This is a genomic window from Rhodococcus coprophilus NBRC 100603 (assembly GCF_001895045.1).
In the GTDB taxonomy this organism is placed as follows: domain Bacteria; phylum Actinomycetota; class Actinomycetes; order Mycobacteriales; family Mycobacteriaceae; genus Rhodococcus; species Rhodococcus coprophilus.
The window spans coordinates 241,695-265,691 of sequence record NZ_BDAM01000011.1; the positions used below are offsets into that span (position 1 = coordinate 241,695).

Sequence of the window (23,997 nt, forward strand, 5' to 3'; positions counted from 1 at the left end):
ACGCCGTGACCGACAGCGCCACCCCCGCCGCCGTGACGACCGTACTGGTCGCCAACCGCGGAGAGATCGCCCGACGAGTGTTCGCGACGTGCCGTCGCGCCGGACTCGGCACGGTGGCGGTCTATTCCGATCCGGACGAACACAGCCCCCATGTCCACGAGGCCGACGTCGCGGTCCGGTTGCCGGGTGCGAGCCCGTCCGATACCTACCTGCGCGGTGACAGGATCGTTGCCGCCGCGCTCGCCGCGGGTGCGGACGCCGTGCATCCCGGATACGGATTCCTTTCCGAGAACGCAGAATTTGCGGCCCAGGTGATCGAGGCGGGTCTCTGCTGGATCGGACCCACGCCCGAGACGATCGCTCGCATGGGCTCGAAGATCGAGGCGAAGAAGATCATGGCCGCCGCCGGCGTGCCGGTACTCCTCGAACTCGAGCCGGACGCCGTCACCGCCGCCGATCTCCCGGTGCTCGTGAAAGCATCGTCGGGCGGGGGCGGCCGGGGTATGCGTGTCGTCCGTACGCTCGACGAACTGCCGGCGCAGCTGGCTGCCGCGAGTCGCGAAGCGGGTGCGGCCTTCGGCGATCCCACCGTCTTCTGCGAGCGATACCTCGAACACGGCCGGCACATCGAAGTGCAGATTCTCGCCGACCGGCACGGCACGGTGTGGACCCTCGGCGAACGCGAATGCTCGGTACAGCGCCGCCATCAGAAGGTCGTCGAGGAGTCTCCGTCTCCGCTCGTCGAAGCAACCGAGGGCATGCGCGCCGCGTTGTTCGACGCGGCCCGGCGCGCCGCCACGGCGATCGGGTACGAGGGCGCCGGGACAGTCGAGTTCCTCGCTCCCGGCCCTGCCGGCACCGGCGAGTTCTACTTCCTCGAGATGAACACCCGCCTGCAGGTCGAACATCCGGTCACCGAGTGCACGACCGGGGTGGACCTGGTGGAACTGCAGATCGATGTCGCATCCGGGGGAGTGCTCGAGCCCGAACCTCCTCTCCCGTCGGGTCATTCGATCGAGGTGCGCCTGTACGCGGAAGATCCCGCCCACGACTGGCAGCCACAGTCCGGTGTGCTGCACCGATTCGCCGTTCCGGCTGCGACCGGAGAATTCGCACCCCTGCGGGCACCGGGCATCCGGGTCGACGCGGGCGTAGTCGACGGTACGGAGATCGGTGTGCACTACGACCCGATGCTCGCGAAGGTGATCTCGTGGGCGCCGACGAGACCCGTGGCGGCGCGCATGCTCGCACGGGCCGTGGCCGACGCGCGGTTGCACGGACCGATGACGAACCGGGATCTCCTGGTACGCGTGCTCCGGCATCCCGCGTTCCTCGCCGGAGACACCGATACGGCGTTCTTCGATACCCACGATCTCGAGGTCCTCGCCGCGCCACTGGCGGATTCCACGTCCGAGCGGATCGGCGCGCTCGTCGCGGCGCTCGCCGACGCAGCCGCCAACCGCGAATCAGCCTCGGTGGCACAGACCTTGCCGAGCGGATGGCGCAATCTGCCGTCGTCGTTCCAGGTCAAGACATATACGAGTGCCCGGGAAGAGCACGAGATTCGTTACCGGCTCGGCCGGGACGGCCTCGTGACCGACGCCGTCGAGCACGTTCGGCTGCTCGACCACGACCCGCATCGCGTGATCCTCGAGCTCGACGGACTCCGGCGCGAATTCGCGGTCGCGCGGTACGGCGACGTCGTGCACGTCGATTCCTCACTGGGGCCGGTGTGCCTGCAAACCGTCCCGCGCTTCACCGACCCTGCCGCGGTGCTGCCGACGGGATCGTTGCTGGCACCGATGCCCGGCTCGGTGATCCGGCTCGGCGCTGCGGTCGGCGACACCGTCACCGCCGGACAGCCCGTGTTGTGGCTCGAAGCCATGAAGATGGAACACACCGTCACCGCACCCGTCACGGGAACCCTCACCGTCCTGGATGTCGCCGTGGGCACCCAAGTGACGGTGGGATCCGTCCTCGCCGTCGTCACGTCCGACGACGCACCCGCCCCACCATCCACAGACTCGTCCACATCCGAAGCCTCATCCGAACACCCACGTACCCCCGGAGCGATCTCATGAGCGTCATAGAAACCGAAGAACAGAAGGAACTGCGCGCCTCCGTCGCCGCACTCGCCGAGCGCTACAACTACGTCGACTACGTGCTGCCCAAGTCGCGCCGGCACGAGCCACTCACCGAATTGTGGAACGAAGCAGCCAAACTCGGGTTCCTCGGAGTCAACCTTCCCGAGGAATACGGTGGCGGCGGCGCCGGGATCTACGAGTTGGCGCTCGTGCAGGAGGAACTGTCGGCGAAGGGCGCGGGTCTGCTGCTGGTCGTGGTCTCGCCCGCGATCTGCGGCACGATCATCGCCAAGTACGGCACTGACGACCAGAAACAGGAGTGGCTGCCCGGTCTCGCCGACGGGTCGCGCATCATGGCGTTCGGCATCACCGAAGCCGCCGCCGGGTCCAACTCGCACAAGATCACCACGGTCGCGGCGCGCGATGGGGACGACTGGATTCTCTCGGGCAGCAAGGTCTACATCTCGGGTGTCGACCAGGCCGACGCCGTACTCGTGGTCGCCCGCACCGAGGACGCCAAGACCGGCAAGCTGCGCCCGGCGCTGTTCATCGTGCCCACCGACTCGCCGGGGTTCGTCAAGACCCCGATGGAGATGGACATCATCGAGCCGGACTACCAGTTCAGCCTTTTCTTCGACCAGGTGCGGCTCCCGTCGACGGCTCTGGTCGGTGAACCCGAAGCGGCACTGATGCAGTTGTTCGCGGGCCTGAACCCCGAACGCATCATGGGAGCGGCGATGGCGGTGGGAATGGGCCGGTTCGCGATCGACTCGGCGGTGCGGTACGCCAAGGACCGCACGGTGTGGAAGACCCCGATCGGCGCACACCAGGGCATCGCGCACCCCTTGGCGCAGCGCAAGATCGAGATCGAACTCGCGAAGCTGATGATGCAGAAGGCCGCCGTGCTCTACGACAACGGCGACGATTTCGGTGCCGCCGAAGCCGCGAACATGGCCAAGTACGCTGCGGCGGAAGCGGCGATCGGGGCGCTCGACCAGGCCGTTCAGACACACGGCGGTGCCGGTCTGACCCGGGAGTACGGGCTGGCGGCCATGCTCGGTGCCGCGCGCATCGCCCGGGTCGCGCCCGTGAGCCGCGAGATGATCCTCAACTTCGTGTCGCAGCACTCCCTCGGCTTGCCGCGGTCGTACTAGGAGGCGGCAATGCCGGACACCGAATTCGCCGGGCACGCGCCGGACCCGGTCGTGCAGTACCGGGTGGAGGGTGGCGCCGCGACGCTCACCCTCGACTCGCCGCACAACCGCAACGCGATCTCGGCCGCGATGATGGACCAGCTGCGCGGAGGTCTCGACGCGGCCGCGCGCGACCCTCGGGTGCGCGCAGTGGTCCTGACACACAAAGGCGGAACATTCTGCGCAGGAGCAGATCTCAGCGAATCCACGGATGATCCGGATGAGGCGGCCGCCCAGCGGACCCGCGACATGGTGGGTCTGCTGCGCGGCATCCTCGAGCTTCCCAAGCCGGTGATCGGAGTGGTCGACGGTCACGTGCGGGCGGGCGGAATGGGACTGGTCGGCGCGTGCGACATGGTCGTTGCGGGACCTCGGGCGACGTTCGCGCTCACCGAGGTCCGGCTCGGCCTGGCGGCCTCGATCATCTCCCTGACGGTACTGCCGCGGATGGTGCCGCGAGCGGCGGGCCGCTATTTCCTCACCGGCGAACGGTTCGGGCCGCAGGAGGCTATGGACACCGGACTCGTGACCTTCGTGGCCGAGCAGCCCGCGGAACGGGCAGCAGAACTGGTCTCCGATCTGCAAGAGTGTTCGCCGCAGGGCCTGGCCGAGTCGAAACACCTGCTCACCATGGGAATGCTCGGCGATTTCGACCGGCACGCCGAGGCGTTGGCCGCCCGGTCCGCGCGACTGTTCGGCTCTCCCGAAGCGGCCGAGGGCGTCGCCGCTTTTCTGCAGAAGCGGCCGCCGTCGTGGTCCCCGGGACGGTGAGAAGGACGCCCCCCTACGCTGGTGCGCATGATGAGTGCGCCGAGCGAACCCCGTCGACGCGGGGAGCAGCAACGCGGCCGTGCCACCCGCGTCACCATCCTGGATGCTGCTGTATCCGTACTGGTCGAGCACGGATACTCGAACGCCACCACCGTCCGCATCCAGGCTGCGGCGGGGGTCTCCCGCGGACGGTTGCTCCATCACTTTCCCAGTCGCGATTCGCTGCTGGTCGCGGCGGTACATCATCTTGCCGCGCAGCGTGTCCAGGATCTCGGCCACGATCAGGAGTGGCCCGCCGACCCGGTCGCTCGGGTCGCGGTGGCGGTGGATCTGATGTGGTTGCATTTCCGGCAGCCCTATTTCTGGGCGTCGATGGAACTGTGGCTCGCCGCCCGCTCGCACGAAGAACTGCGCAGGGAACTGTTACCCCTCGAACGCACCCTCGGCGGCATGATCAAGGCCCAGACCGACCGGTTCTTCGGCAGCGACTTCACGGTGCTGCCGCGCTACCGGGTAGTGCGCGATCTCGTCTACAGCAGCATGCGTGGGATCGCACTCGGTTACGCGATCGATCCCCGGGATCCGGATGCGGACCCAAATCTGGCGGTGTGGCGTGAACAGTTCGAGGACCTGCTTCGCCGCTGAACGGTCACCGGACGGTGCCTACGTGCCACCGTCATTCGACCTCCGTGTCCCGGCTGTCGATATCCCCGCCGGTGTCCCCGCGGTCCAGGTCCTCGAGCGCCTTCCTCAGCACCCAGTCGAGCGACCACCGGAGCGCAGAGACGTCCTGGGCCGGAAGAGTCTGCTGGAAGCCGGCGAGCGCGAAGATCGCGATCTGCGCCAGTCGGTGCGCTTCTTCTCCCGGGCCCAGGATCGCGGCTGTGGCGTCGGCCACGACGTCGAAGCGCTGCCGGTCCACGAGCGCCTGGACGTCGCGCACGGCGTGATCGCTGTAGGCCCAGCCGCGGATCGCCGATTCCGCGGGATGGGGGAGCCGGCACGCGAAGTCGATGAGCATCTCGAGACGCCGCCGAGGCGAACCTTCGAGGCGCGCCGTCGCGGACAGTTGCACGGTCTGCTTGTCGAGCCAATCTTGAAGAAACTCTTGTTCGAAGTCGGCCCAGCTCGCGAAGTAGTTGTAGAACGACCCGGTGGTGACGTCGAGGTGCGCGCACAGTCGTGCCTGCTTGAGGCCCGCGTGGGCATGCACCGCAAGGATCTCGAGAGCAGCGGCGAAATAGTCTTCGCGCCTGACGATCGTCGCCACGTGGGTGCCCCTTCCGTCCGGTCGGTTGTCGGGTTGTTCCCGCACGCTAGGTTCGTATGGTCTCGAAGTGGTCTCACTGCGCCGAGTTGTGGGATACCAGGGCTGAGTGGTGGGGACATGACGGCTGAGTCGCGGGACACGACGCGGCGTTGCGGGCGCCGGGCGTTCCGCGACGGTCGTTCGCACGGGACGAGGACCGAGGAGGACGGGTGACGCGCGAGCCCAAACAGGATCGCAGCCGAGCGACGCGTCTGCGCCTGCTCGAATCCACGATAGATTGTCTGGCCGAACTCGGCTGGGCGGCGACGACCGTCGGTGTCGTCGCGGAACGTGCCGGAGTGTCGCGCGGCGCGACCCAGCACCACTTCCCGACCCGCGAGGATCTCATCACGGCCGCCCTGGACTTCATGTTCGACAGCCGGATGGAACGCGCCCGGAAGGAGACTCCGGATGTGCCGCCCGGCAGCGCGCGCACCGAGGCGGTGGTGTCGCGTCTCGTCGAGCAGTACACCGGCAATCTGTTCAACGCGGCGCTGCAGGTGTGGACGGCCGCCGCTGCGGATCCCGCACTGCGCGAACGTCTTCTCCCCCTCGAAGAGCGTTTCGGCCGGGTCGCGCACAAGGAAGCCGTCGAACAACTCGGCGCCGACGACTCCGACCCTGTGGTGCACCGCATGGTGCAGGCCACCCTCGACCTCGCCCGCGGACTCGGGCTGGCCGACGTCCTCACCGACGACTCGGCACGCCGCCGAGAGATCGTCAGGCACTGGGCAGCCCAGCTCGACACCGTCCTCGAAGACGCCCGCAGTCGGCGAGCAGCAGACCCTCTCGCTCGGTAGTGTCTCCGCCATGTTCTTCGAGCGCACCGGTAGGAGAGCAGGGACCGCAGCGCTGGCGGTGCTGTCGGTCGCGGCAGCCGGGTGCGGCAGCGCGGACGACTCCGCCGACACCGCGCCGACCTCGACGACACCGGCCGTGACCGAGGCGGGGCCGCTCTTCGGCGAGTGCGGAGCTCTGTCCGACGACGAAGTGGCGAATACGTTCGGTCTCGGTCCGTTCTCGTCGGTGACACGCAACTCCGTGGGTTGTGAATGGGAAGCCTTCGTCGGTGGCCCGAGCGTGTCCTTCACCTGGTACAGGGGTAGTCCGATCGGCCGGGAACGTGCCGGTTCCGACCTCATCGGACGCCCGGCATCCGACATCGACATCGGGGGGAATCCCGGCTTCATCGGCTCGTTCCAGTCGCCGGACGGACAGACGACGCTGTGCGAGATCGGCGTGCAGTTCGGCGGTGACTTCATCCATTGGTCCGTCTCCTACGCGAGTTTCGCGCCCGCGGCGGATGCGTGTGCGGTCGCTCGCGATCTCGCGGAGACGAGCGTCGAAAGGGCGGAGCGGTGACGCGCCGTCCCGCCGGTCTCCGCGTCGGTGCCGGCATGGCCGCGCTGGCGCTCGGGGCATCGGTGCTCGCCGGGTGCACGCGGAGTATCGAGGGTCGCGCGGTGCAGGAGGGCGCGGGCGGTTCCGGTTACACCGAAGAATTCACCCGACTGCTCACCGAGTGCGACGCGGTCGCCGATCCGCAGATCGCCGAGGCCGTGGGCGCAAGTGCGGTGTACCGGGGGTTCTTCGGAGCGGTGTGCCGCTGGGAAGGCGACGGACCGGGCGGGGTCGTGAAGGTCACGTTCAACTGGTTCGAGACCGGATCGCTCGACCACGAGCGGTCCGCCGCCGAGCACCTCGGGTACGCGGTGGAGAACACCACGGTGGAGGGACGACGGGCGCTGCAGATGCGCAGGCCCGGCGACGCGTCGTCGTGCGGGGTGAGTTCTGGTGCCTCGACGACCGGGATCTTCGGCTGGTGGGTGCAGTACCAGGGCGGTGGGCCGGACCCCTGCGAGGCCGCTGCTACGTTGGCACGGCTCACCCTGAATCTCAGCAGCTGACCGTGGCTGGGGCCGACCAGGGTCGAGCGGGTCCTCGGTTGCCCAACTCACTTTGACCTGATGCGCGCCAGCCGGGTATCGTTGTGGGTCGTGTCCGGCAAGTCCGGACCGGTCTGTGTGCCTATGCGAGGTAGTGCCGTGCGCGTCGTCTGTAGAAGTCTGCAGTTACGAGTTCCCGGCTGCCTGTGTGGGGGTACGCGACACACCCGACCTCGTGTGCACACGAGGGGCGAGTGAGGGGCAGCTAGCTCTCTTGTCCCAACCGATGGATCCCTAATTTCAGAACAGCCAGTGTTGCTCGTGTGAGCAGCTCCAGACAACGAAGAAAGCCGGTTAATGCCAACCATCAATCAGCTGGTCCGTAAGGGCCGCCGCGACAAGACCGTGAAGGTCAAGAGCGCGGCCCTCAAGGGCAGCCCGCAGCGTCGCGGTGTGTGCACTCGCGTGTACACCACCACCCCGAAGAAGCCGAACTCGGCTCTTCGTAAGGTCGCCCGCGTGCGCCTCACCAGCTCTGTCGAGGTCACCGCGTACATCCCGGGTGAAGGCCACAACCTCCAGGAGCACTCGATGGTGCTCGTGCGTGGCGGTCGTGTGAAGGACCTTCCCGGTGTCCGTTACAAGATCATCCGCGGCTCGCTCGACACCCAGGGTGTCAAGAACCGCAAGCAGGCCCGTAGCCGCTACGGAGCGAAGAAGGAGAAGGCCTGATGCCACGTAAGGGTCCCGCTCCCAAGCGTCCACTGATCGCCGACCCGGTTTACGGGTCCCCGCTGGTCACCCAGCTGGTCAACAAGATCCTGATGGACGGCAAGAAGTCCACTGCCGAGCGCATCGTCTACCAGGCGCTCGAGCAGGCACGTGAGAAGACCGGTACCGATCCGGTCGTCACCCTCAAGCGCGCGCTCGACAACGTCAAGCCCGCCCTCGAGGTTCGTAGCCGCCGCGTCGGTGGTGCTACCTACCAGGTGCCGGTCGAGGTTCGCCCCGGCCGTTCCACCACCCTCGCACTTCGGTGGCTGGTCACGTTCGCACGTCAGCGTCGTGAAAAGACCATGGTGGAGCGCCTCGCCAACGAGCTTCTCGATGCGAGCAACGGCCTCGGCGCCGCTGTGAAGCGTCGCGAGGACACGCACAAGATGGCTGAAGCCAACAAGGCGTTCGCGCACTACCGCTGGTGAGTCGAGGCCGGTCGGGAGGCACCGTGATCCGGACCTCCCGATCGGCTGCTCGCACAACTGTGTCGGTCCCGTAAAGGCCGGCTGACAACACAAGAACATGGGTCCGCACCAAAGGACCGACACTAGCTACGAGCGGGGTTACCTGTGGCACAGGAAGTGCTGACCGACCTGAACAAGGTCCGCAATATCGGCATCATGGCGCACATCGATGCCGGCAAGACCACCACGACCGAGCGCATCCTCTTCTACACCGGTGTGAACTACAAGATCGGTGAAACCCACGACGGTGCTTCGACCACCGACTGGATGGAGCAGGAGAAGGAGCGTGGTATCACCATCACCTCCGCCGCCGTCACCTGTTTCTGGAACGACAACCAGATCAACATCATCGATACGCCCGGCCACGTCGACTTCACGGTCGAGGTCGAGCGGTCCCTGCGCGTCCTCGACGGCGCTGTCGCCGTCTTCGACGGCAAGGAAGGCGTCGAGCCGCAGTCCGAGCAGGTCTGGCGTCAGGCTGCCAAGTACGACGTCCCGCGCATCTGCTTCGTCAACAAGATGGACAAGATGGGCGCGGACTTCTTCTTCACCGTGCAGACCATCATCGACCGTCTCGGCGCGAAGCCGTTGGTCCTGCAGCTCCCGATCGGTGCCGAGGATGCCTTCGACGGCGTCGTCGACCTCGTCGAGATGCGTGCGCTGACCTGGCGCGGCGTCACCGAGATCGGTACCCCGCCGACCATCGAGGAGATCCCCGCGGATCTCGCCGAGCTGGCCGCCGAGTACCGCGAGAAGCTTCTCGAGACCGTCGCCGAGTCCGACGAAGAGCTCATGGAGAAGTACTTCGGCGGTGAGGAGCTCACGGTCGACGAGATCAAGGGCGCCATCCGGAAGCTCACCGTTTCCTCCGAGCTGTACCCGGTCCTGTGTGGCACCGCGTTCAAGAACAAGGGCATCCAGCCCATGCTCGACGCGGTCATCGACTACCTGCCGACTCCGCTGGACATCGGCGAGGTCGAGGGCCACAAGCTGAACGACGAGGAGACCACCCTCACGCGTAAGCCGAGCAAGGACGAGCCGTTCTCGGCTCTGGCCTTCAAGATCGCTGCGCACCCGTTCTTCGGCAAGCTCACCTTCGTGCGCGTCTACTCGGGTCGTATCGATCCGGGTGCCCAGGTGCTCAACGCCACCAAGGGCAAGAAGGAGCGCATCGGCAAGCTCTTCCAGATGCACGCCAACAAGGAGAACCCGGTCGACGAGGCTGTGGCCGGCCACATCTACGCGATGATCGGCCTGAAGGACACCACGACCGGTGACACCCTGTGCGATCAGGCGAACCCGATCGTCCTCGAGTCGATGACGTTCCCGGATCCGGTCATCCAGGTCTCGATCGAGCCCAAGACCAAGTCCGACCAGGAGAAGCTGGGCACCGCGATCCAGAAGCTCGCCGAAGAGGATCCGACCTTCTCGGTCGAGCTCGACGAGGAGACCGGCCAGACCGTCATCGGCGGCATGGGCGAGCTCCACCTCGACATCCTCGTCGACCGCATGCGTCGTGAGTTCAAGGTCGAGGCCAACGTCGGCAAGCCGCAGGTCGCGTACCGCGAGACGATCACCAAGCCGGTCGAGAAGCTCGAGTTCACGCACAAGAAGCAGACCGGTGGCTCCGGCCAGTTCGCGAAGGTCATCATCGCTCTCGAGCCGTTCCGCGGCGAAGACGGCGCGACCTACGAGTTCGAGAACAAGGTCTCCGGCGGCCGCGTGCCCCGCGAGTACATCCCGTCGGTCGACGCGGGTGCGCAGGACGCGATGCAGTACGGCGTGCTCGCCGGCTACCCGCTGGTGAACGTCAAGGTCACGCTCCTCGACGGCGCGTACCACGACGTCGACTCGTCGGAAATGGCGTTCAAGATCGCCGGCTCGCAGGCCCTGAAGGAAGCCGCCCGCAAGGCAGCTCCGGTCATCCTCGAACCGCTCATGGCTGTCGAGGTCACGACCCCCGAGGACTACATGGGTGAAGTGATCGGCGACCTCAACTCCCGCCGTGGCCAGATCCAGGCCATGGAGGAACGCAGTGGTGCCCGTGTCGTGAAGGCGCTGGTTCCGCTCTCGGAGATGTTCGGATACATCGGTGACCTTCGGTCGAAGACCCAGGGCCGCGCGAACTTCTCCATGGTGTTCGATTCCTACGCAGAGGTTCCGTCGAACGTCTCGAAGGAAATCATCGCCAAGGCGACCGGAGAGTAACCTTCGGGTTATCTCCCTCGGTCACCTGCACGACCAAGTAATACAAACCGCACTGCTGCATACTGCAAGCAACAACAGTCCAGGAGGACATTCCAGTGGCTAAGGCGAAGTTCGAGCGGACCAAGCCGCACGTGAACATCGGCACCATCGGTCACGTCGACCATGGCAAGACCACCACGACGGCCGCCATCACCAAGGTGCTGGCAGACAAATTCCCGGACCTGAACGAGAGCTTCGCGTTCGACCAGATCGACAAGGCTCCCGAGGAGAAGGCTCGTGGTATCACGATCAACATCTCCCACGTCGAGTACCAGACCGAGAAGCGCCACTACGCGCACGTCGACGCCCCGGGTCACGCGGACTACATCAAGAACATGATCACCGGTGCCGCCCAGATGGACGGCGCGATCCTGGTCGTGGCTGCAACCGACGGCCCGATGCCCCAGACGCGTGAGCACGTGCTGCTCGCTCGCCAGGTCGGCGTGCCGTACATCCTCGTTGCGCTGAACAAGGCCGACATGGTCGACGACGAGGAAATCCTCGAGCTCGTCGAGATGGAGGTCCGCGAGCTCCTCGCTTCGCAGGAGTTCGACGAGAACGCTCCCGTCGTCCCGATCTCTGCTCTCAAGGCACTCGAGGGTGACGAGAAGTGGGTTCAGTCGATCGTCGACCTCATGCAGGCCGTCGACGACTCCATCCCGGACCCGGTCCGCGAGACCGACAAGCCGTTCCTCATGCCCGTCGAGGACGTCTTCACGATCACCGGTCGCGGCACGGTCGTCACCGGCCGTATCGAGCGTGGCGTTGTCAACGTCAACGAAGAGGTCGAGATCGTCGGCATCAAGGAGACCTCGACCAAGACCACGGTCACCGGTATCGAGATGTTCCGCAAGCTGCTCGATCAGGGCCAGGCGGGCGACAACGTCGGCCTCCTCGTCCGCGGCATCAAGCGCGAGGACGTCGAGCGTGGCCAGGTCGTCGTCAAGCCCGGCACCACGACTCCCCACACGGAGTTCGAGGGCCAGGCTTACATCCTCAACAAGGAAGAGGGCGGCCGCCACACGCCGTTCTTCAACAACTACCGTCCGCAGTTCTACTTCCGTACGACGGACGTGACGGGCGTTGTTACCCTTCCCGAGGGCACCGAGATGGTCATGCCCGGTGACAACACCGAGATGTCCGTCAAGCTGATCCAGCCGATCGCCATGGACGAGGGCCTTCGCTTCGCTATCCGCGAGGGTGGTCGTACCGTCGGCGCCGGTCGCGTCACGAAGATCGTCAAGTGAGCTAGTTCCTCACTGACACGAACGGCGTCCACCCTTCGGGGTGGACGCCGTTCGGCGTTTACGGGGGTTGCGACCCCGCGTACGGGTTGCGATACCGCACCGGTTCGCGATGTGGGTCGCTCCCCGGTGCGGGCCGTGCTCGGTGGCGGCCGTCTTCGATGTCAGTCGTGTTCGGGGTGCGGTGGATCGAGGTGCAGCAGCACCTGCGTGGCGACCCGGGCGCCCCCCAGTGCGCAGGCAGCGCGTTCGGCGGTGTCCTCGGCGTGTGCGGTGAACTCGGCGACGTCGATGCCCGGTTCGGCATTCACGACCACCGACAGCGTCGGGAGATGTCGCTCCACGACCGCCCGGCCCCGGGCCGCCCGCACCCCCGGCAGTCCGGCGAGTTCGCGTGCCACACCGTCCGCGACCGGGCCCAGTTCGATCCCCAGCGTCGCGTCGGTCACCTCGTCGAACAACTGCACCGTCGAGGTGCGGCGGCGGGAGAGGTTCACCACCAGAAGCACGATGCCGATCGCGGCGCCCACGGCGAGCACCGTCCACAGGGCAGGGGTCCACCAGTCCTGATCGGGTATGTCGATGACGCGCGGGCGGTCCAGTTGCGCGAGCCGCTCCCGCGCCGGCGGGACCTCCCACAGCCACGCGAGAGCGAACGCGCCCGCTCCGAGCAGCGCGCACCCGGTCACGAAGGCGAAGAAGCGGTTCGCCAGCACGGTACGCAGTTTCATCGGCGTCTTCCTCCCGACGCGGTCGCCCGCGTATCCGCATGACCGATCTTCACCACGAGTGGAAGGGGATCGGCGAGCAACGCCAGATTCGGTTCGACCTCGGCGCGGATCGTCGCGGTGAGTTCGGCGACCGACACCTCGGGGTCGGCGAGGACCCGCACCACGGCGCGCCGGCGGTCGACGACCGTTCGCGCGCTGCGCACTCCCGGCAGGACCGAGGCCCGGGCACTGCACATGCGGGCGACGTCGGTCCGCCGCATCCAGACGGTCTGCGCCGGACCGGAGACCCGCAACGGCAGGTGGGTGCGGCGTCGAGGCTTCAGCGCGGCGAAGAGCAGCGCCGCACCGAGCAGCGCGAGTATTCCGGCGACCGGCCCGATCCACGGTTCCCAGTGCAGCCTCCCGAACCATTCGAAGGCGTTGCGGAGCCAGGGTGCGCCCGCGTACGTCCCGCGCACGATGAGGAGTTCCCGGGCGGCGACGAACGCGAGCCCGAGCGAACCGACGGCGATGAGCGCTGCGGCAGGGGCCGCCGCCGGCGTCGCGAGCGGCGGCAGCGGCTGCACGACCGGTATCCGCGCGCGTGACTCGGTATGGGCGACGATGTCGGATTCGAGGTATTCGACGGGCACCGGTTGCTCGGCCTGCTCACGCTCTTCTGCCTGTGGCGTCGCTGCGACGACGACGTTCAGCTCCGTCACGTGCAGGCCCGTGTAGTCGTGCAGTTGACGCGCCACGGCGTCGTGGACGCGACGGGTCAAAGCTGCTGCATCGTAAGGCCATTCGGCGGCGATGAACAGGTTCACCGCTACCGCCTGCCCGCCGGTGGTCACGTCGGCGCGCGGCAGTTCCCGGCCGGTGAGCAGGCTCAGGCCACCGGTGTGCCGGACCACTCCCGGAACCTGGAGCGCGGCGGATGCTGCGATGCGCTCGACGGCGCGATCCTTGATGAGGAGGGTGCCGCGGTGCCCGGCGGTGTCGGTGTCGTCGACGTCGGTGCCGGGGAGAGGCTCGGTGTCCGGCGAGACGGCATCAGCCACGGCCGCGACTCCGCAGAATCGCACCGAGGTCGAGCAGTCCGTCCCGGTGCGCGCCGATTGCGGCGCCGAGCGCGCCGAGAAGCACCGCGAACAGCAGCCCGCTGACACCCCCGAATATTCCGGCAAGAGCGAGGAGAAGACCGGCGATGAGGCCGACAGCGGTGTTGCCGGTGGGATTGTGGTTCACGGGGACACCTGTTTCTGTTCGAAGTGAACGTCTTCGATCGTCACATGCACCGGAGGACCCACGACGACTTCGACGAGGGCACGCACGGCGTCGGCGACGGCCGGCAGATCGACGGGGTATTCCGCGGTGATGTGCACATCGCACCCCTCGGGACCGAATCTGATGCCGGGGATCCGTCGTCCCGGCAGATAGGTCGCGACCGATCCGAACGGGCCGCTGTTGAGCCCGGCGACGCCCGCCACACCCGTGACGATCTCGGCGACGAGGTCCGCCACCGCAGGGTCGGGGTGCGCGCGGGGGTCCGCGCCGGGAGGGACGGTCACTGCACTCGCGGCTTGAGCTCGTCTGCGGCGGCTGCCTCGTCGTGAAGCACCACGTCGAAGACGGTGATGTTGACTTCGGTGACTTCGAGGCCGGTCATCTGCTCGACGGCCGCGATCACGTTGTGCCGGATCGCGACGGCGAGTTCGTGCAACGCGACGCCGTACTCCGCGACGATTCCGATATCGATTGCGGCCTGCTTCTCGCCGACCTCCACCGCGACGCCCTGCCCGTGATTGATCCGCGCTCCGGGGATGCGGTCCCGCAACGCGCCGACCACCCGGGCGGTGCCGGCACCGACGTCGAACACGCCGCTCACCTCACGGGTCGCGATGCCCGCGATCTTGGCGACCACCGCGTCGGCGATGATCGTCCGGCCGTGGCTGTCGACGGGACCGGAGAACGAACCGGTGCCGAACTGGATGCGGCTGATTCCTGCGCCGCTGTCGCTGGTCATGAATGCTCCTCGTGCCGAGTGGGTCGTGGGGAACGTGCGGGCCGTGCGTTGTCCATCATTATCAGCCCGGCCGTGGCGAAACGTGGGGCGGGACCGCCAACGTGTTGTCGTGCGGTGTCGCCGGGTGCTGCCGGGATCGGCGCGCTGTTCACCGTCGAACCTGCGTTTGGTATGAAGAGTGCACGCGCACACGGGTGGCAGAGGTCACGCGATTCAGGAGGATGTACCAGGTGGCAGTCGAACGGATCGTTGTAGCAGGAGCAGGCCTTGCCGGTGTGCGCACCGCGGAGGAGTTGCGGCGCGCGGGGTACGAGGGCGATATCGTCCTGCTCGACGACGAGGGGCACCTGCCGTACGACCGTCCGCCGCTGTCGAAGGATGTCATTCGCGGCGAGCGAGAGGACACGACGCTGCGGCCCCGCGAGTTCTTCGACGAGCAGCGCATCGACCTGCGACTCGGCAACGCGGCCCGCTCGGTCGACACCGAGGCCCGCACCGTCACACTCACCGACGGCACCGAACTGCCGTACGACGAACTTGTGATCGCGACCGGACTTCGTGCTCGGCGCATTCCCGGTCTGGCCGATCTCGACGGCGTGCACGTGCTGCGGTCGGTCGACGACAGCCGCGCGTTGCGGGCAGCGATCACCCCCGGCGTCCGAGCGCTCGTCGTCGGCGCGGGATTCATCGGGTGTGAAGTCACCGCCAGCCTGCGCTCCCTGGGTGTCGACGTCGTCCTGCTCGAGCCGCAGCCGACGCCGCTCGCGTCGGTGCTCGGCCCCGAGGTCGGTTCGCTGGTGGCGCGACTGCACACCGACGCGGGAGTGGACCTGCGCGCGGGAGTGGGGCTCGCCGAACTCCGCGGCGACGGCCGAGTCACGTCTGCGGTACTCGGCGACGGCTCCGTCATCGACGTGGACCTCGTGGTGCTGGGCATCGGCTCGGTGCCGGTCACCGAGTGGCTCGAAGGTTCCGGCATCGAACTGGACAACGGAGTCGTGTGCGACGACATCGGCCGCACGTCGGCCCCGCACGTGTGGGCAGTCGGCGACGTCGCGTCGTGGCAGGTTCCCGGCGGTGGCCGCAAGCGCGTCGAGCACTGGACCAACGCCGGCGAGCAAGCCATCGTGCTGGCCAAGAAGATGGTGACGGGGGAGTCCGGTGCCGCCGGCCAGGTGCCCTACTTCTGGAGCGATCAGTACGACATCAAGATCCAGGGTCTCGGTGCCGTTCGAGCCGACGACAAGGTGCACGTCGTGCGCGACGACGGACGCAAGTTCCTCGCCTACTACGAGCGTGAAGGACGCCTGGTGGGTGTGGTCGGGGGCGGAATGCCCGCGCAGGTGATGAAGACCCGGATGAAGATCGCCGCGGGCGCGCCCATCGAGGAGTTGCTCGCTGCCGTCTGAACGCCTGTCGGCGCATGCCTCGACACCGTCGCAGGTGGGAAGGGCTAGATTCGTAGGGTGATCGTTGCGCTCATCGACTCGGGATTCGGTCTGCTGCCGACGGCTGCGTGGCTCCGGCGGATGCGTCCGGATCTCGACCTGATGCTGTCGATGGACCCGGAGTGCGCTCCCTGGGGTCCGAAGCCTGCCGACTGGGTGGCCGACCACGTCGTGTCCATCGCACGACGTGCCGTCGACCGCGGTGCCGACGTGGTGGTGCTGCCGTGCAATACGGCGTCGGTGACCGCTCTCGAGCATGTGCGCGCCGACCTCGGGGACGATGTTCCCGTCGTCGGGACCGTGCCCGCGATCAAGCCCGCTGCGGCCGTGTGCAAGTCGGTGGCGATCTGGGCGACCGCGGCGACGACCTCGAGTCGTTACCAGGCCGACCTCATCGAGAGATTCGGCAACGGCAGCGAGGTCGTGGGCGTCGCATGTCACGGACTCGCCGACGCCATCGACCGGGGTGACCGGGAAGGCGCCGACCGGGCCATCGCCGATGCCGTAGCGCGCACCCCGGGCGACGTCGAGGGCATCGTCCTCGGCTGCACGCACTACCCGCTCGTGGCGGACTCGATCGTTGCCCGCTTTCCCGAGGGTGTGCGCCTGTTCGACAGTGCCGAAGCGGTGGCCAGGCAGACGCTGCGACGTCTCGCCGACCTCGACGCGGCAGAGCCCGGCACCCGCGAGTTCGACGACCGTTCCGGAGCTTCGGGGCGTGTCGAGGTGTACCTCAGCGGCAGACGCGGCGCGCTCCCGCCCGGAGCCGAAGCATTCGCGGCGGGGCGGGAACTGCTCGCCGCCACCACCGCGACGTAGGAGCGCCCGGGACAAGGATGCTCCGCGACGATCCGTCCATCGTAAGCTCCGGGTCGTGACCTCAGATCTCCCGAATGCGGGCGACGTGCGCTCCGAACTGGATGCGCTCGCCGACCCGGCCGCAGCCGCCGGGATGAGACGCTTCTTCAAGACCGGTCCCGGCGAATACGGCGAGGGCGACGTCTTTCTGGGGTTACGGGTACCGCAGACTCGCGCCGTGGTCCGGAGATTCCGTGACCTGCCCGTGGGGCAGGCACGCCTGCTGCTGGACAGCGACATTCACGAACACCGTCTCGCCGGGCTGCTGATTCTTGTGGACCGGTTCGCGCGAGATCCGTCCGCACGTTCCGCGGTGCTCGAGACGTATCTCGATGCCCTCCGCTGCGGACGGGTGAACAACTGGGATCTTGTCGACGCGTCGTCCGATCACATCGTCGGCGAATGGGTCTGTGCCAATCCCGGCGACGCCGGCTTGCTGACGACGCTCGTCGACGACCCCGACCTGTGGCGGCGACGCGCCGGGCTGCTTGCGACCTTCGCTTTCGTGAAGAGAGGGGAGGCCGAGCCGACCCTCACGGCAACCGAGCGTGTACTCGACGATCGGCGCGACCTGATTCAGAAAGCGGCAGGCTGGATGTTGCGCGAGGTGGGCAAGCGCGTCGACCGGACCGTTCTCGTCGACTTCCTCGAGACCCATGCGGCCGCGATGGGCCGGACGGCACTGAGCTACGCCACCGAGCATCTCGACGCGCAGGAGCGTGCCCGCCTCCGTGCCGCTCGCTGACGCAGCGCGGGCGGCACCCCGGGGGTGCCGCCCGCGCCGAGTGAGGTCGGTCAGAACTCGATCTTGAGGTGGTCCGTCACCGGCCGCGCCTGGCATCCCAGGATGTAACCGGCTGCGATGTCCTCCGGATCGAGGACGTCGCAGTTCTCCATCTCGACCTTGCCCTCGAGGACGGTGCACGCGCACGACCCGCACTCGCCCTCCTGGCAGGAGTACGGGACGTCGATGCCCTTGGCGAGCATGATGTCGACGAGGGTCTGCTTGCGGGGCCAGGTCAGGTTGTGGACCTCACCGTCGAGTTCGACTTCGACGGTTGCCGCGTCGGCGGCCTCCTCGTCACTGACCTCGACGGGCGTGTGGTCTGCGAACGGATCACCGGACAGCGAGTTGAACACCTCGGCGTGGACCTGGTTCCGCGGCATCCCAATGTTCTGGAGCGCCTGGTGCACCGTATCCATGAACGGACCCGGGCCGCACATGAACGCTTCGCGCTCGGCGTACGGAGCCGCGAGTGCCGCGAACTGATCGGCGCTCGGGAGTCCCTGGACCGATTCGAGCCAGTGGATGACGGTCAGGCGCGTCGGGTACTTCTCGGTGAGGGCCCGCAGTTCCTCGGCGAAGATGACCGACGCCTCGTCGCGGTTGGCGTAGATCAGCGTGACCTTGCCGGATCCCTGGGTGAGCGCCGACTTCAGGATCGCGATCACCGGAGTGATGCCGCTACCCGCGCCGAACAGCACGAAGTCGTGATCGAAGGACTTCGGGGTGAAAACCCCGGCCGGCGGCAGGACCTCGATGGTGTCGCCCGCCGCGATGGTGTCGCAGAGCCAGTTCGATCCGTAGCCGTCGGACGTGCGCTTGACGGTGACCTTGGGCGCGTCGTCGGTGTGCGGCGAACTCGCGAGCGAGTAGCAGCGTGCCACGGACCCCGTGCGTTCGCTGGGGATACGAAGGGTGAGGAACTGGCCCGGTTTGTAGGCGAACTTGTCGCGGAGTTCGTCTGGGACGGCGAAGACGATCGACTTCGCGTCGGCGGTTTCCTCGACGACGGCGGATACGGTGAGAACCACCGATCGTGAGCCGTGTGGCACCTCGACAGTCGTCATGGCGTGTGTCGTCCTCTCGTGCAGACCGTGCGGGAGCAGTGGCGCTACCCCGGGTGTTCCCGATCTCCGACGTTGTCGAACCTCAAATTCTAGAACGCGTTCTAGTTCAAGGGTAACAGTCGGGGGTATTGCCCGGGAAACGGTACCGGGCGCTCACAGATGCATCGTCACCCCTCCCGCACAGTGGGCACGCCGCCGCCGATCCGGCCGGATGCGGCCGCGCTCGACGACGAGTGCGGCCGCATCGGGGAGTGGGTCAGGCGGTGGCTTTCGACAGGAGTTCGTCGATTCGTTCGTAGCAATCGATCATGCCCTCTTTCCAGCCGGAGGAGGCCATACCGTCCCGTGCCTCGAGGTTCGGATACACGCTGTGGCCGCTGAGCTTGCTGCGGCCGTCGCCGAGATCCTCGAAGGTCATGAACTCGATGCTCACGACATCCTGGTACTGATCGAATTCGAAGGTCTGGATGGCGAACTCGTTCTCCCGGACGGTGTGGAAGACGCCGGAGAAAGTGTACGACCCGTTGTCGTCGCTGTTGGTGTATCTGTACGTACCTCCGCTGCGGAAGTCGTAGTGGTCGATGTCCGTGCGCATACCGCGCGGCCCGAGCCACTGGGTCACGAGAGCCGGGTCCTGGTGTGCCCGAAAGACTTCGGCCACGGGAAAATCGAACTCCCGTGCGTAGTCGAGATAGGGGAGGCCTTCGGGAACGTCGACGTGCAGTGGGTTGGTCATGTCCTTGTCCTCTCGGAAGGGATGCGAGTCATCCCGGCGGACGATCTCCGGTGTCGGCCGTGTCCCCGGCCAGCACAGCGTCGAGGCCGCGGAACTGCTGTTCCTTGACCAACCGGTACCGGTCGATCCAGGAGGTCAGCGCCTCCAGCTGCGCGGGATTCAGGTGGACGGGACGCCGTTGCGCGTCGCGACTACGGGTGACGAGCCCGGCCTGCTCGAGTACCTGAATGTGCTTCGAGATCGCTTGGACGGTGATCTCGAAGGGTTCCGCGAGTTCGTTGACGGTGGCGGGCCCCCGGCTGAGGCGGGCGACGATGCGTCGGCGGACCGGATCGGACAGGGCCATGAAAGCCCGGTCGAGCCGATCGTCCTCCGCTTCGGCAGCGTCCACCTGCCACCCTCCTTATTCAACCTTTCGGTTGAATACAGCATCCGTCCAGACGGTAGGCATGTCAAGACCCTCCACATGCCGGCTACCTCTCGACGGCGACCCGTCGGTGTGGGGTGGAGCGCCCGTGAGCGACGGCGCACTCGGTCACTCGGGCTGACGACCGGTGTGGCGCGCTACCGGACGTCAGCAGTGGACGTTCGCACCGAGCGTCGTGGAAACACATTTGCCCGGCGGATACCGCCCTGCCCGGTTACCGTCGTCAAGATGATCTCGGTGGGGGAAATCAGGTCGGGAACACGTGCGGCACTGGCCGTGACGGCTGCGGTCGCACTCGTGGGCGGATGTGCGTCGAGCACGGACGGTGGTTCGGAGAACACCGCCGCGCCCGCGGCAGCGGTATGTGGGGCGACGCCCAACGGCACCCCGTTGACAGGTGATGCACCGCCGCCGGCGACCGGGGATCGGGATATCGCCACCAACCCGGAGGTCGCTACCGGCTATCGCAGCGGCATGACCGCTGTGAGTACCGAATCCTTCGCGGTCTCCACGGCCAATCCCGTCTCCACCGAGGTGGCGTGCGAGGTCCTCCGGGACGGCGGGACGGCGGCCGATGCGCTCGTGGCTGCGCAGATGGTGCTCGGACTCGTCGAGCCGCAGTCGTCCGGCATCGGCGGTGGAGCGTTCCTGATGTACTTCGACGCCGAATCCGGCCAGGTCCAGGCGTACGACGGCCGTGAGACCGCCCCCGCATCGGCGGACGAGAACTATCTCCGCTGGATCAGCGTCACCGACCGTACCGAGCCGAAGCCGGATGCCCGCGCAAGCGGACGTTCGATCGGGGTACCCGGCGTCCTGCGCATGCTCGAGTTGGTGCATGCGGAGTACGGGGACCAGGAATGGCGGAGTCTGTTCGCTCCGGCGATAGATCTGGCCGACCGAGGGGTGCTCGTCAGTGACCGGATGGCACAGTCGATTGCCGATTCCGCCCAGCAACTCGCGGTCGACGACGAGGCCCGCGCGTATTTCCTCGAGCCGGACGGTAGTCCGAAGGCCGCGGGAACCACCTTGACCAATCCGGCGATGGCGAAGACACTCGGCGCAATCGCGACCGACGGTGCCGGTGCCTTCTACACCGGCGACATCGCACAGTCGATAGTCGAGGCGACCACCAGCGATTCCGGTGGGCGCACACCGGGAACGATGACGCTCGACGACCTCGCCGCCTACGAGGCGAAGGAACGCACCCCGTTGTGCACGCCCTACCGCGACCACGAGATCTGCGGAATGCCGAACCCGTCGTCCGGTGGCACCGCCGTCGCGGCCACCCTCGGCATCTTGGAGAACTTCGACCTCGCGGCACTGGGTCCGTCCGAGGTCGACGCGAACGGGGGAGTGCCGAATGCCGAAGCAGTGCACCTGATTTCCGAAGCCGAGCGTCTCGCGTACGCCGACCGCGACAAATACGTCGCGGACTCCGATTTCGTTCCGCTGCCCGGAGGTTCGCTCGACACCTTGGTGAACCCCGAATATCTCTCCGCACGCGCCTCGCTGATCGATCCCGGAAAGAGTATGGGCACCGCGCAGCCCGGTGATTTCGGCCCGGTGCCGCTCGGGGTGCCGGCACAGACACCCGAGCACGGCACCAGTCACATCTCGGTCGCCGACCGTTACGGCAACGTCGCCGCCATGACGACGACCATCGAATCGGCATTCGGGTCGTTCCACATGGTCGACGGATTCCTCCTCAACAACCAGCTCACCGATTTCGCGGCGGAGCCCGCGGACAAGGACGGCCTTCCGGCCGCCAATCGTGTCGAGCCGGGAAAGCGGCCACGCAGTTCGATGGCTCCGACACTGGTCTTCGACAGGACGCCCGACGGCGAACGAGGCGACCTGCAGATGGTCGTCGGATCGCCGGGCGGTTCGGTCATCATCCAGTTCGTCGTCAAAACCCTTGTGGGGATGCTCGATTGGGGCTTGGATCCGCAGCAGGCGGTCTCGGCCGTCTCCTTCGGGGCAGCGAACACCCCGGTCACCGGCGTCGGGGGTGAGCATCCCGCCGTGGATGCGTCCGACGACGGTGCTCAGGATCCGCTCGTGCAGCAACTTCGGGACAAGGGGCACGAGGTCTCCGTCGCGCCGCAGTCCAGCGGCTTGAGCGCACTGCAACGCGCAGAGGCGGGCTGGGTCGGGGGAGCCGATCCTCGGCGCGAGGGAGCGGTGATGGGCGATCCGGCACCGTGACCGCGCTCGGCGCCCATCTCGAGCGTGCCGGCGGGCCCATCCCGGAGGGCTTGCTGCTCGACCGTGCGGTATTCGGGGAGCGGGTATCGGCTACCGGGGATCGACGGAGCCGAACAAGGAGCCCTGGATCAGGAGCCCCAGAGCGTGGTTCGTCGCGCGATACCGCTCGGGCGACGCGGTGGCTGCGTGAGCGCTCAGTCCCTGAAAAAGGGCGAAGATGGCATCAGTGGTTCCGTCCACGTCTGCGTCGGCACTCAAGACGCCGTCTCGGTGCGACTGCTGGACGATCTCACTGATGACGGTCCGTAGACCTGTGTAGATCATGTCGCTGTCGCGGTCGAGTTGGAGGTGCTCGGCGCTTTCCACACGGAGGGCGCGATCGAACGCGACGGCATGCGGATTCTCGCGCAACAGTTGCCCCCCTTCGTCGAGCACGGCCAGCAACTGGTCCACGACGCCTTCGGTGCGGTCCGCTGCGGCCGACAGGCGCGGCAGCGACACCTCGGCGATTTCTGTAAAGGCGGCTTTCACGATCTCGGCTTTGTTGGGGAAATAGTGATAGAGACTCCCGCTCGTGATACCGGCCAGGCGCGCAATCTCCCGGATTGTCGCTCCGGAGTAACCGACCTCGGCAACGCAGCGCATGGCAGCAGCGAGGATTCTCCGACGCGTGTCCTCGCTTCTCGCGCCGACCGGTCGGCCGAGTTGCGATGACGAGGACGGCATGGCGACTCCCAGCTCGACGACAGTTGTAGGGGAAGCATGGCACGCCTGCGTGTCCGGTGCGCGCCGGGCACACGGCGGCGAACTTGCCGACGGTGCGGTGGGTGGGGAGGAAAACGGTTGACAGCGTTCCGTCCCCGCCGCCACGCTGAACCCGACCCTCCGGAGTGATCACTCACGCGAAAGGTGCGGCGATGCCCACAGTAGATCTCGCGGCAGGGCCGATTCACTACGTCGAACACGGCGACGGACCGGCCGTTGTGTTACTGCACGGACTCCTCATGAACCACACGGTGTGGGACGAGGTGATCGACCGACTACCCGCTGGGTTCCGGTATGTGCGACCTGATCTGCCCCTCGGCGCCCACCCCGAACCGATGCGTCCCGACGCGGATTTGAGCTTGCACGGGCTGAACCGGCTCGTAGCGGACTTCCTCGCTGCGCTCGGCCTGACCGACGCGACGCTGGTGCACAGCGACTGGGGTGGCGCGCTGTTTCTCACCGCATACGGCCTCGACGAACGCGTCGGCCGTCTGATCCTGCTGCCGTGCGAGGCCTTCGACAACTTCCCGCCCGGGCTGCCGGGCAAAATGGCGGTCCTCGCTTCGCGTATCCCGGGTGGTCTCCCGCTCGCGCTGCGGCAACTTCGGGTTTCGTGGCTGCGCAAAACGCCGCTGTTGCTCGGTTGGATGGCCCGGAGACCGCTGCGCGATGATCTCGTCCGAGCCTGGACCGAACCGGGGCTTCGCAGTAAGGAAGTGCGCCGCGACCTGCGCAAGTACGTCGCGACCCACTGCACCGCAACCGAGCTCGTCGCCGATACCGAAGCGTTGCAGCATTTCACGGGTCCGGCGCTGGTGCTGTGGTCGTCGGCAGGAAAGGTCATGCCGCGCAGTCACGGGCGGCGGCTCGCAAACCTGATGCCGAACGGGACTCTGGTGGAGGTCGACGACGCCTATGTGCTGTCGATGCTCGACCGACCCGAGACGATCGCACGGGCGATGTCGGAGTTTCTCGTCGCGAAGCGCCCGTAGG

General features: G+C 67.0%; 26 protein-coding genes. 16 read left to right on the forward strand and 10 right to left on the reverse strand.

The genetic code is table 11. The annotated features are described in order from the left end of the window. The first annotated feature begins 5 nt into the window (after positions 1-5). The 4 genes from RDCOP1_RS19735 to RDCOP1_RS19750 are packed head-to-tail and all read left to right on the forward strand — an operon-like array spanning position 6 to position 4,693. Entirely contained in the window at positions 6-2,081 is a 2,076-nt protein-coding gene (locus tag RDCOP1_RS19735; RefSeq protein ID WP_072704505.1) for an acetyl/propionyl/methylcrotonyl-CoA carboxylase subunit alpha, read from the forward strand. Next, positions 2,078-3,238: an acyl-CoA dehydrogenase family protein gene (locus RDCOP1_RS19740; protein ID WP_072704507.1), complete on the forward strand. Its 1,161-nt coding sequence runs from the start codon at positions 2,078-2,080 to the stop codon at positions 3,236-3,238. The genes RDCOP1_RS19735 and RDCOP1_RS19740 overlap by 4 nt, the downstream gene beginning before the upstream one ends. A gap of 9 nt (positions 3,239-3,247) precedes the next feature. After that, entirely contained in the window at positions 3,248-4,048 is an 801-nt protein-coding gene (locus tag RDCOP1_RS19745) for an enoyl-CoA hydratase family protein (protein ID WP_072704510.1), read from the forward strand. Positions 4,049-4,078: 30 nt separating this feature from the next. Next, positions 4,079-4,693: a TetR/AcrR family transcriptional regulator gene (locus tag RDCOP1_RS19750; RefSeq protein ID WP_072704720.1), complete on the forward strand. Its 615-nt coding sequence runs from the start codon at positions 4,079-4,081 to the stop codon at positions 4,691-4,693. Between the two features lie 31 nt (positions 4,694-4,724). On the opposite strand, the gene RDCOP1_RS19755 is transcribed toward RDCOP1_RS19750, so the two are convergent. Then, a complete protein-coding gene (locus RDCOP1_RS19755; protein ID WP_072704723.1) occupies positions 4,725-5,318 on the reverse strand; it encodes a TetR/AcrR family transcriptional regulator in 594 nt (197 codons plus the stop codon). Positions 5,319-5,527: 209 nt separating this feature from the next. On the opposite strand from RDCOP1_RS19755, the gene RDCOP1_RS19760 reads away from it, so the two are divergent. The 7 genes from RDCOP1_RS19760 to tuf all read left to right on the forward strand — a co-directional run bounded on the left by RDCOP1_RS19760 (position 5,528) and on the right by tuf (position 11,978). After that, complete coding sequence (locus tag RDCOP1_RS19760; RefSeq protein ID WP_072704513.1) at positions 5,528-6,157, forward strand: TetR/AcrR family transcriptional regulator; 630 nt, start codon at positions 5,528-5,530, stop codon at positions 6,155-6,157. 10 nt (positions 6,158-6,167) lie between these two features. Continuing rightward, positions 6,168-6,719, forward strand: coding sequence for a DUF3558 domain-containing protein (locus tag RDCOP1_RS19765; protein ID WP_072704516.1), 552 nt, complete (start codon positions 6,168-6,170; stop codon positions 6,717-6,719). A 35-nt stretch (positions 6,720-6,754) separates the two neighbouring features. Then, the gene (locus RDCOP1_RS19770) at positions 6,755-7,264 is read left to right on the forward strand and encodes a DUF3558 domain-containing protein (RefSeq protein ID WP_072704726.1); all 510 of its coding nucleotides are present in this window, start codon (positions 6,755-6,757) and stop codon (positions 7,262-7,264) included. Between the two features lie 336 nt (positions 7,265-7,600). After that, positions 7,601-7,975, forward strand: a complete 375-nt coding sequence (gene rpsL, locus RDCOP1_RS19775) for a 30S ribosomal protein S12 (protein ID WP_072704519.1) — start codon at positions 7,601-7,603, stop codon at positions 7,973-7,975. After that, positions 7,975-8,445 carry a 30S ribosomal protein S7 gene (gene rpsG / locus RDCOP1_RS19780; RefSeq protein WP_072704522.1) on the forward strand — a complete coding sequence of 157 codons (471 nt, stop codon included), beginning with the start codon at positions 7,975-7,977 and terminating at the stop codon, positions 8,443-8,445. Before rpsL ends, rpsG begins: the two co-directional genes overlap by 1 nt. Before the next feature lie 144 nt (positions 8,446-8,589). Continuing rightward, positions 8,590-10,692 (forward strand): elongation factor G, encoded by a 2,103-nt coding sequence (gene fusA, locus RDCOP1_RS19785; protein ID WP_072704526.1) that lies wholly within the window; start codon positions 8,590-8,592, stop codon positions 10,690-10,692. 95 nt (positions 10,693-10,787) lie between these two features. Continuing rightward, positions 10,788-11,978: an elongation factor Tu gene (gene tuf, locus RDCOP1_RS19790; protein WP_072704529.1), complete on the forward strand. Its 1,191-nt coding sequence runs from the start codon at positions 10,788-10,790 to the stop codon at positions 11,976-11,978. 161 nt (positions 11,979-12,139) lie between these two features. Here tuf and RDCOP1_RS19795 read toward each other — a convergent pair whose 3' ends face one another. Genes RDCOP1_RS19795 through RDCOP1_RS19815 form a run of 5 tightly spaced genes read right to left on the reverse strand, consistent with a single transcriptional unit; the run spans position 12,140 to position 14,711 of the window. Continuing rightward, positions 12,140-12,706 (reverse strand): Asp23/Gls24 family envelope stress response protein, encoded by a 567-nt coding sequence (locus tag RDCOP1_RS19795; RefSeq protein WP_072704532.1) that lies wholly within the window; start codon positions 12,704-12,706, stop codon positions 12,140-12,142. Beyond that, positions 12,703-13,746: an Asp23/Gls24 family envelope stress response protein gene (locus RDCOP1_RS19800; protein ID WP_072704535.1), complete on the reverse strand. Its 1,044-nt coding sequence runs from the start codon at positions 13,744-13,746 to the stop codon at positions 12,703-12,705. The genes RDCOP1_RS19795 and RDCOP1_RS19800 overlap by 4 nt, the downstream gene beginning before the upstream one ends. Beyond that, positions 13,739-13,933 carry a DUF2273 domain-containing protein gene (locus tag RDCOP1_RS19805; RefSeq protein WP_072704538.1) on the reverse strand — a complete coding sequence of 65 codons (195 nt, stop codon included), beginning with the start codon at positions 13,931-13,933 and terminating at the stop codon, positions 13,739-13,741. The genes RDCOP1_RS19800 and RDCOP1_RS19805 overlap by 8 nt, the downstream gene beginning before the upstream one ends. Then, positions 13,930-14,256: an Asp23/Gls24 family envelope stress response protein gene (locus tag RDCOP1_RS19810; protein WP_072704541.1), complete on the reverse strand. Its 327-nt coding sequence runs from the start codon at positions 14,254-14,256 to the stop codon at positions 13,930-13,932. The genes RDCOP1_RS19805 and RDCOP1_RS19810 overlap by 4 nt, the downstream gene beginning before the upstream one ends. Beyond that, positions 14,253-14,711 (reverse strand): Asp23/Gls24 family envelope stress response protein, encoded by a 459-nt coding sequence (locus RDCOP1_RS19815; RefSeq protein ID WP_072704544.1) that lies wholly within the window; start codon positions 14,709-14,711, stop codon positions 14,253-14,255. The genes RDCOP1_RS19810 and RDCOP1_RS19815 overlap by 4 nt, the downstream gene beginning before the upstream one ends. Before the next feature lie 230 nt (positions 14,712-14,941). Between RDCOP1_RS19815 and RDCOP1_RS19820 the strand changes: the two genes are divergently transcribed. Genes RDCOP1_RS19820 through RDCOP1_RS19830 form a run of 3 tightly spaced genes read left to right on the forward strand, consistent with a single transcriptional unit; the run spans position 14,942 to position 17,762 of the window. Then, positions 14,942-16,120, forward strand: a complete 1,179-nt coding sequence (locus tag RDCOP1_RS19820; RefSeq protein ID WP_231922904.1) for an NAD(P)/FAD-dependent oxidoreductase — start codon at positions 14,942-14,944, stop codon at positions 16,118-16,120. A 57-nt stretch (positions 16,121-16,177) separates the two neighbouring features. After that, positions 16,178-16,978, forward strand: coding sequence for a glutamate racemase (locus tag RDCOP1_RS19825; protein WP_072704547.1), 801 nt, complete (start codon positions 16,178-16,180; stop codon positions 16,976-16,978). A 55-nt stretch (positions 16,979-17,033) separates the two neighbouring features. Further along, the gene (locus tag RDCOP1_RS19830) at positions 17,034-17,762 is read left to right on the forward strand and encodes a DNA alkylation repair protein (RefSeq protein WP_072704550.1); all 729 of its coding nucleotides are present in this window, start codon (positions 17,034-17,036) and stop codon (positions 17,760-17,762) included. A 50-nt stretch (positions 17,763-17,812) separates the two neighbouring features. Here RDCOP1_RS19830 and RDCOP1_RS19835 read toward each other — a convergent pair whose 3' ends face one another. The 3 genes from RDCOP1_RS19835 to RDCOP1_RS19845 form a co-directional block, all read right to left on the reverse strand. Next, positions 17,813-18,868 (reverse strand): ferredoxin--NADP reductase, encoded by a 1,056-nt coding sequence (locus tag RDCOP1_RS19835; RefSeq protein WP_072704553.1) that lies wholly within the window; start codon positions 18,866-18,868, stop codon positions 17,813-17,815. 256 nt (positions 18,869-19,124) lie between these two features. Beyond that, positions 19,125-19,604, reverse strand: a complete 480-nt coding sequence (locus tag RDCOP1_RS19840) for an SRPBCC family protein (protein WP_072704555.1) — start codon at positions 19,602-19,604, stop codon at positions 19,125-19,127. Positions 19,605-19,632: 28 nt separating this feature from the next. After that, the gene (locus RDCOP1_RS19845; RefSeq protein WP_072704733.1) at positions 19,633-19,950 is read right to left on the reverse strand and encodes an ArsR/SmtB family transcription factor; all 318 of its coding nucleotides are present in this window, start codon (positions 19,948-19,950) and stop codon (positions 19,633-19,635) included. A 309-nt stretch (positions 19,951-20,259) separates the two neighbouring features. On the opposite strand from RDCOP1_RS19845, the gene ggt reads away from it, so the two are divergent. Continuing rightward, on the forward strand, positions 20,260-22,239 hold the full coding sequence (gene ggt / locus RDCOP1_RS19850; RefSeq protein ID WP_072704558.1) for a gamma-glutamyltransferase: 1,980 nt from the start codon (positions 20,260-20,262) through the stop codon (positions 22,237-22,239). A gap of 90 nt (positions 22,240-22,329) precedes the next feature. On the opposite strand, the gene RDCOP1_RS19855 is transcribed toward ggt, so the two are convergent. After that, positions 22,330-22,965 carry a TetR/AcrR family transcriptional regulator gene (locus RDCOP1_RS19855; protein ID WP_072704561.1) on the reverse strand — a complete coding sequence of 212 codons (636 nt, stop codon included), beginning with the start codon at positions 22,963-22,965 and terminating at the stop codon, positions 22,330-22,332. A 191-nt stretch (positions 22,966-23,156) separates the two neighbouring features. On the opposite strand from RDCOP1_RS19855, the gene RDCOP1_RS19860 reads away from it, so the two are divergent. Continuing rightward, on the forward strand, positions 23,157-23,996 hold the full coding sequence (locus RDCOP1_RS19860; RefSeq protein WP_072704736.1) for an alpha/beta fold hydrolase: 840 nt from the start codon (positions 23,157-23,159) through the stop codon (positions 23,994-23,996). The last annotated feature ends 1 nt before the right edge of the window (position 23,997 follow it).

Excerpts from the sequence above, each read along its gene's own strand:
- RDCOP1_RS19740 (WP_072704507.1), top strand. The coding sequence starts at position 2,078 with ATGAGCGTCATAGAAACCGAAGAACAGAAGGAACTGCGCGCCTCCGTC.
- RDCOP1_RS19745 (WP_072704510.1), top strand. The coding sequence starts at position 3,248 with ATGCCGGACACCGAATTCGCCGGGCACGCGCCGGACCCGGTCGTGCAG.
- RDCOP1_RS19750 (WP_072704720.1), top strand. The coding sequence starts at position 4,079 with ATGAGTGCGCCGAGCGAACCCCGTCGACGCGGGGAGCAGCAACGCGGC.
- RDCOP1_RS19765 (WP_072704516.1), top strand. The coding sequence starts at position 6,168 with ATGTTCTTCGAGCGCACCGGTAGGAGAGCAGGGACCGCAGCGCTGGCG.
- RDCOP1_RS19770 (WP_072704726.1), top strand. The coding sequence starts at position 6,755 with ATGGCCGCGCTGGCGCTCGGGGCATCGGTGCTCGCCGGGTGCACGCGG.
- rpsL (WP_072704519.1), top strand. The coding sequence starts at position 7,601 with ATGCCAACCATCAATCAGCTGGTCCGTAAGGGCCGCCGCGACAAGACC.
- rpsG (WP_072704522.1), top strand. The coding sequence starts at position 7,975 with ATGCCACGTAAGGGTCCCGCTCCCAAGCGTCCACTGATCGCCGACCCG.
- RDCOP1_RS19795 (WP_072704532.1), bottom strand. The coding sequence starts at position 12,706 with ATGAAACTGCGTACCGTGCTGGCGAACCGCTTCTTCGCCTTCGTGACC.
- RDCOP1_RS19815 (WP_072704544.1), bottom strand. The coding sequence starts at position 14,711 with ATGACCAGCGACAGCGGCGCAGGAATCAGCCGCATCCAGTTCGGCACC.
- RDCOP1_RS19835 (WP_072704553.1), bottom strand. The coding sequence starts at position 18,868 with ATGACGACTGTCGAGGTGCCACACGGCTCACGATCGGTGGTTCTCACC.
- RDCOP1_RS19840 (WP_072704555.1), bottom strand. The coding sequence starts at position 19,604 with ATGACCAACCCACTGCACGTCGACGTTCCCGAAGGCCTCCCCTATCTC.
- RDCOP1_RS19845 (WP_072704733.1), bottom strand. The coding sequence starts at position 19,950 with ATGGCCCTGTCCGATCCGGTCCGCCGACGCATCGTCGCCCGCCTCAGC.
- ggt (WP_072704558.1), top strand. The coding sequence starts at position 20,260 with ATGATCTCGGTGGGGGAAATCAGGTCGGGAACACGTGCGGCACTGGCC.
- RDCOP1_RS19855 (WP_072704561.1), bottom strand. The coding sequence starts at position 22,965 with ATGCCGTCCTCGTCATCGCAACTCGGCCGACCGGTCGGCGCGAGAAGC.
- RDCOP1_RS19860 (WP_072704736.1), top strand. The coding sequence starts at position 23,157 with ATGCCCACAGTAGATCTCGCGGCAGGGCCGATTCACTACGTCGAACAC.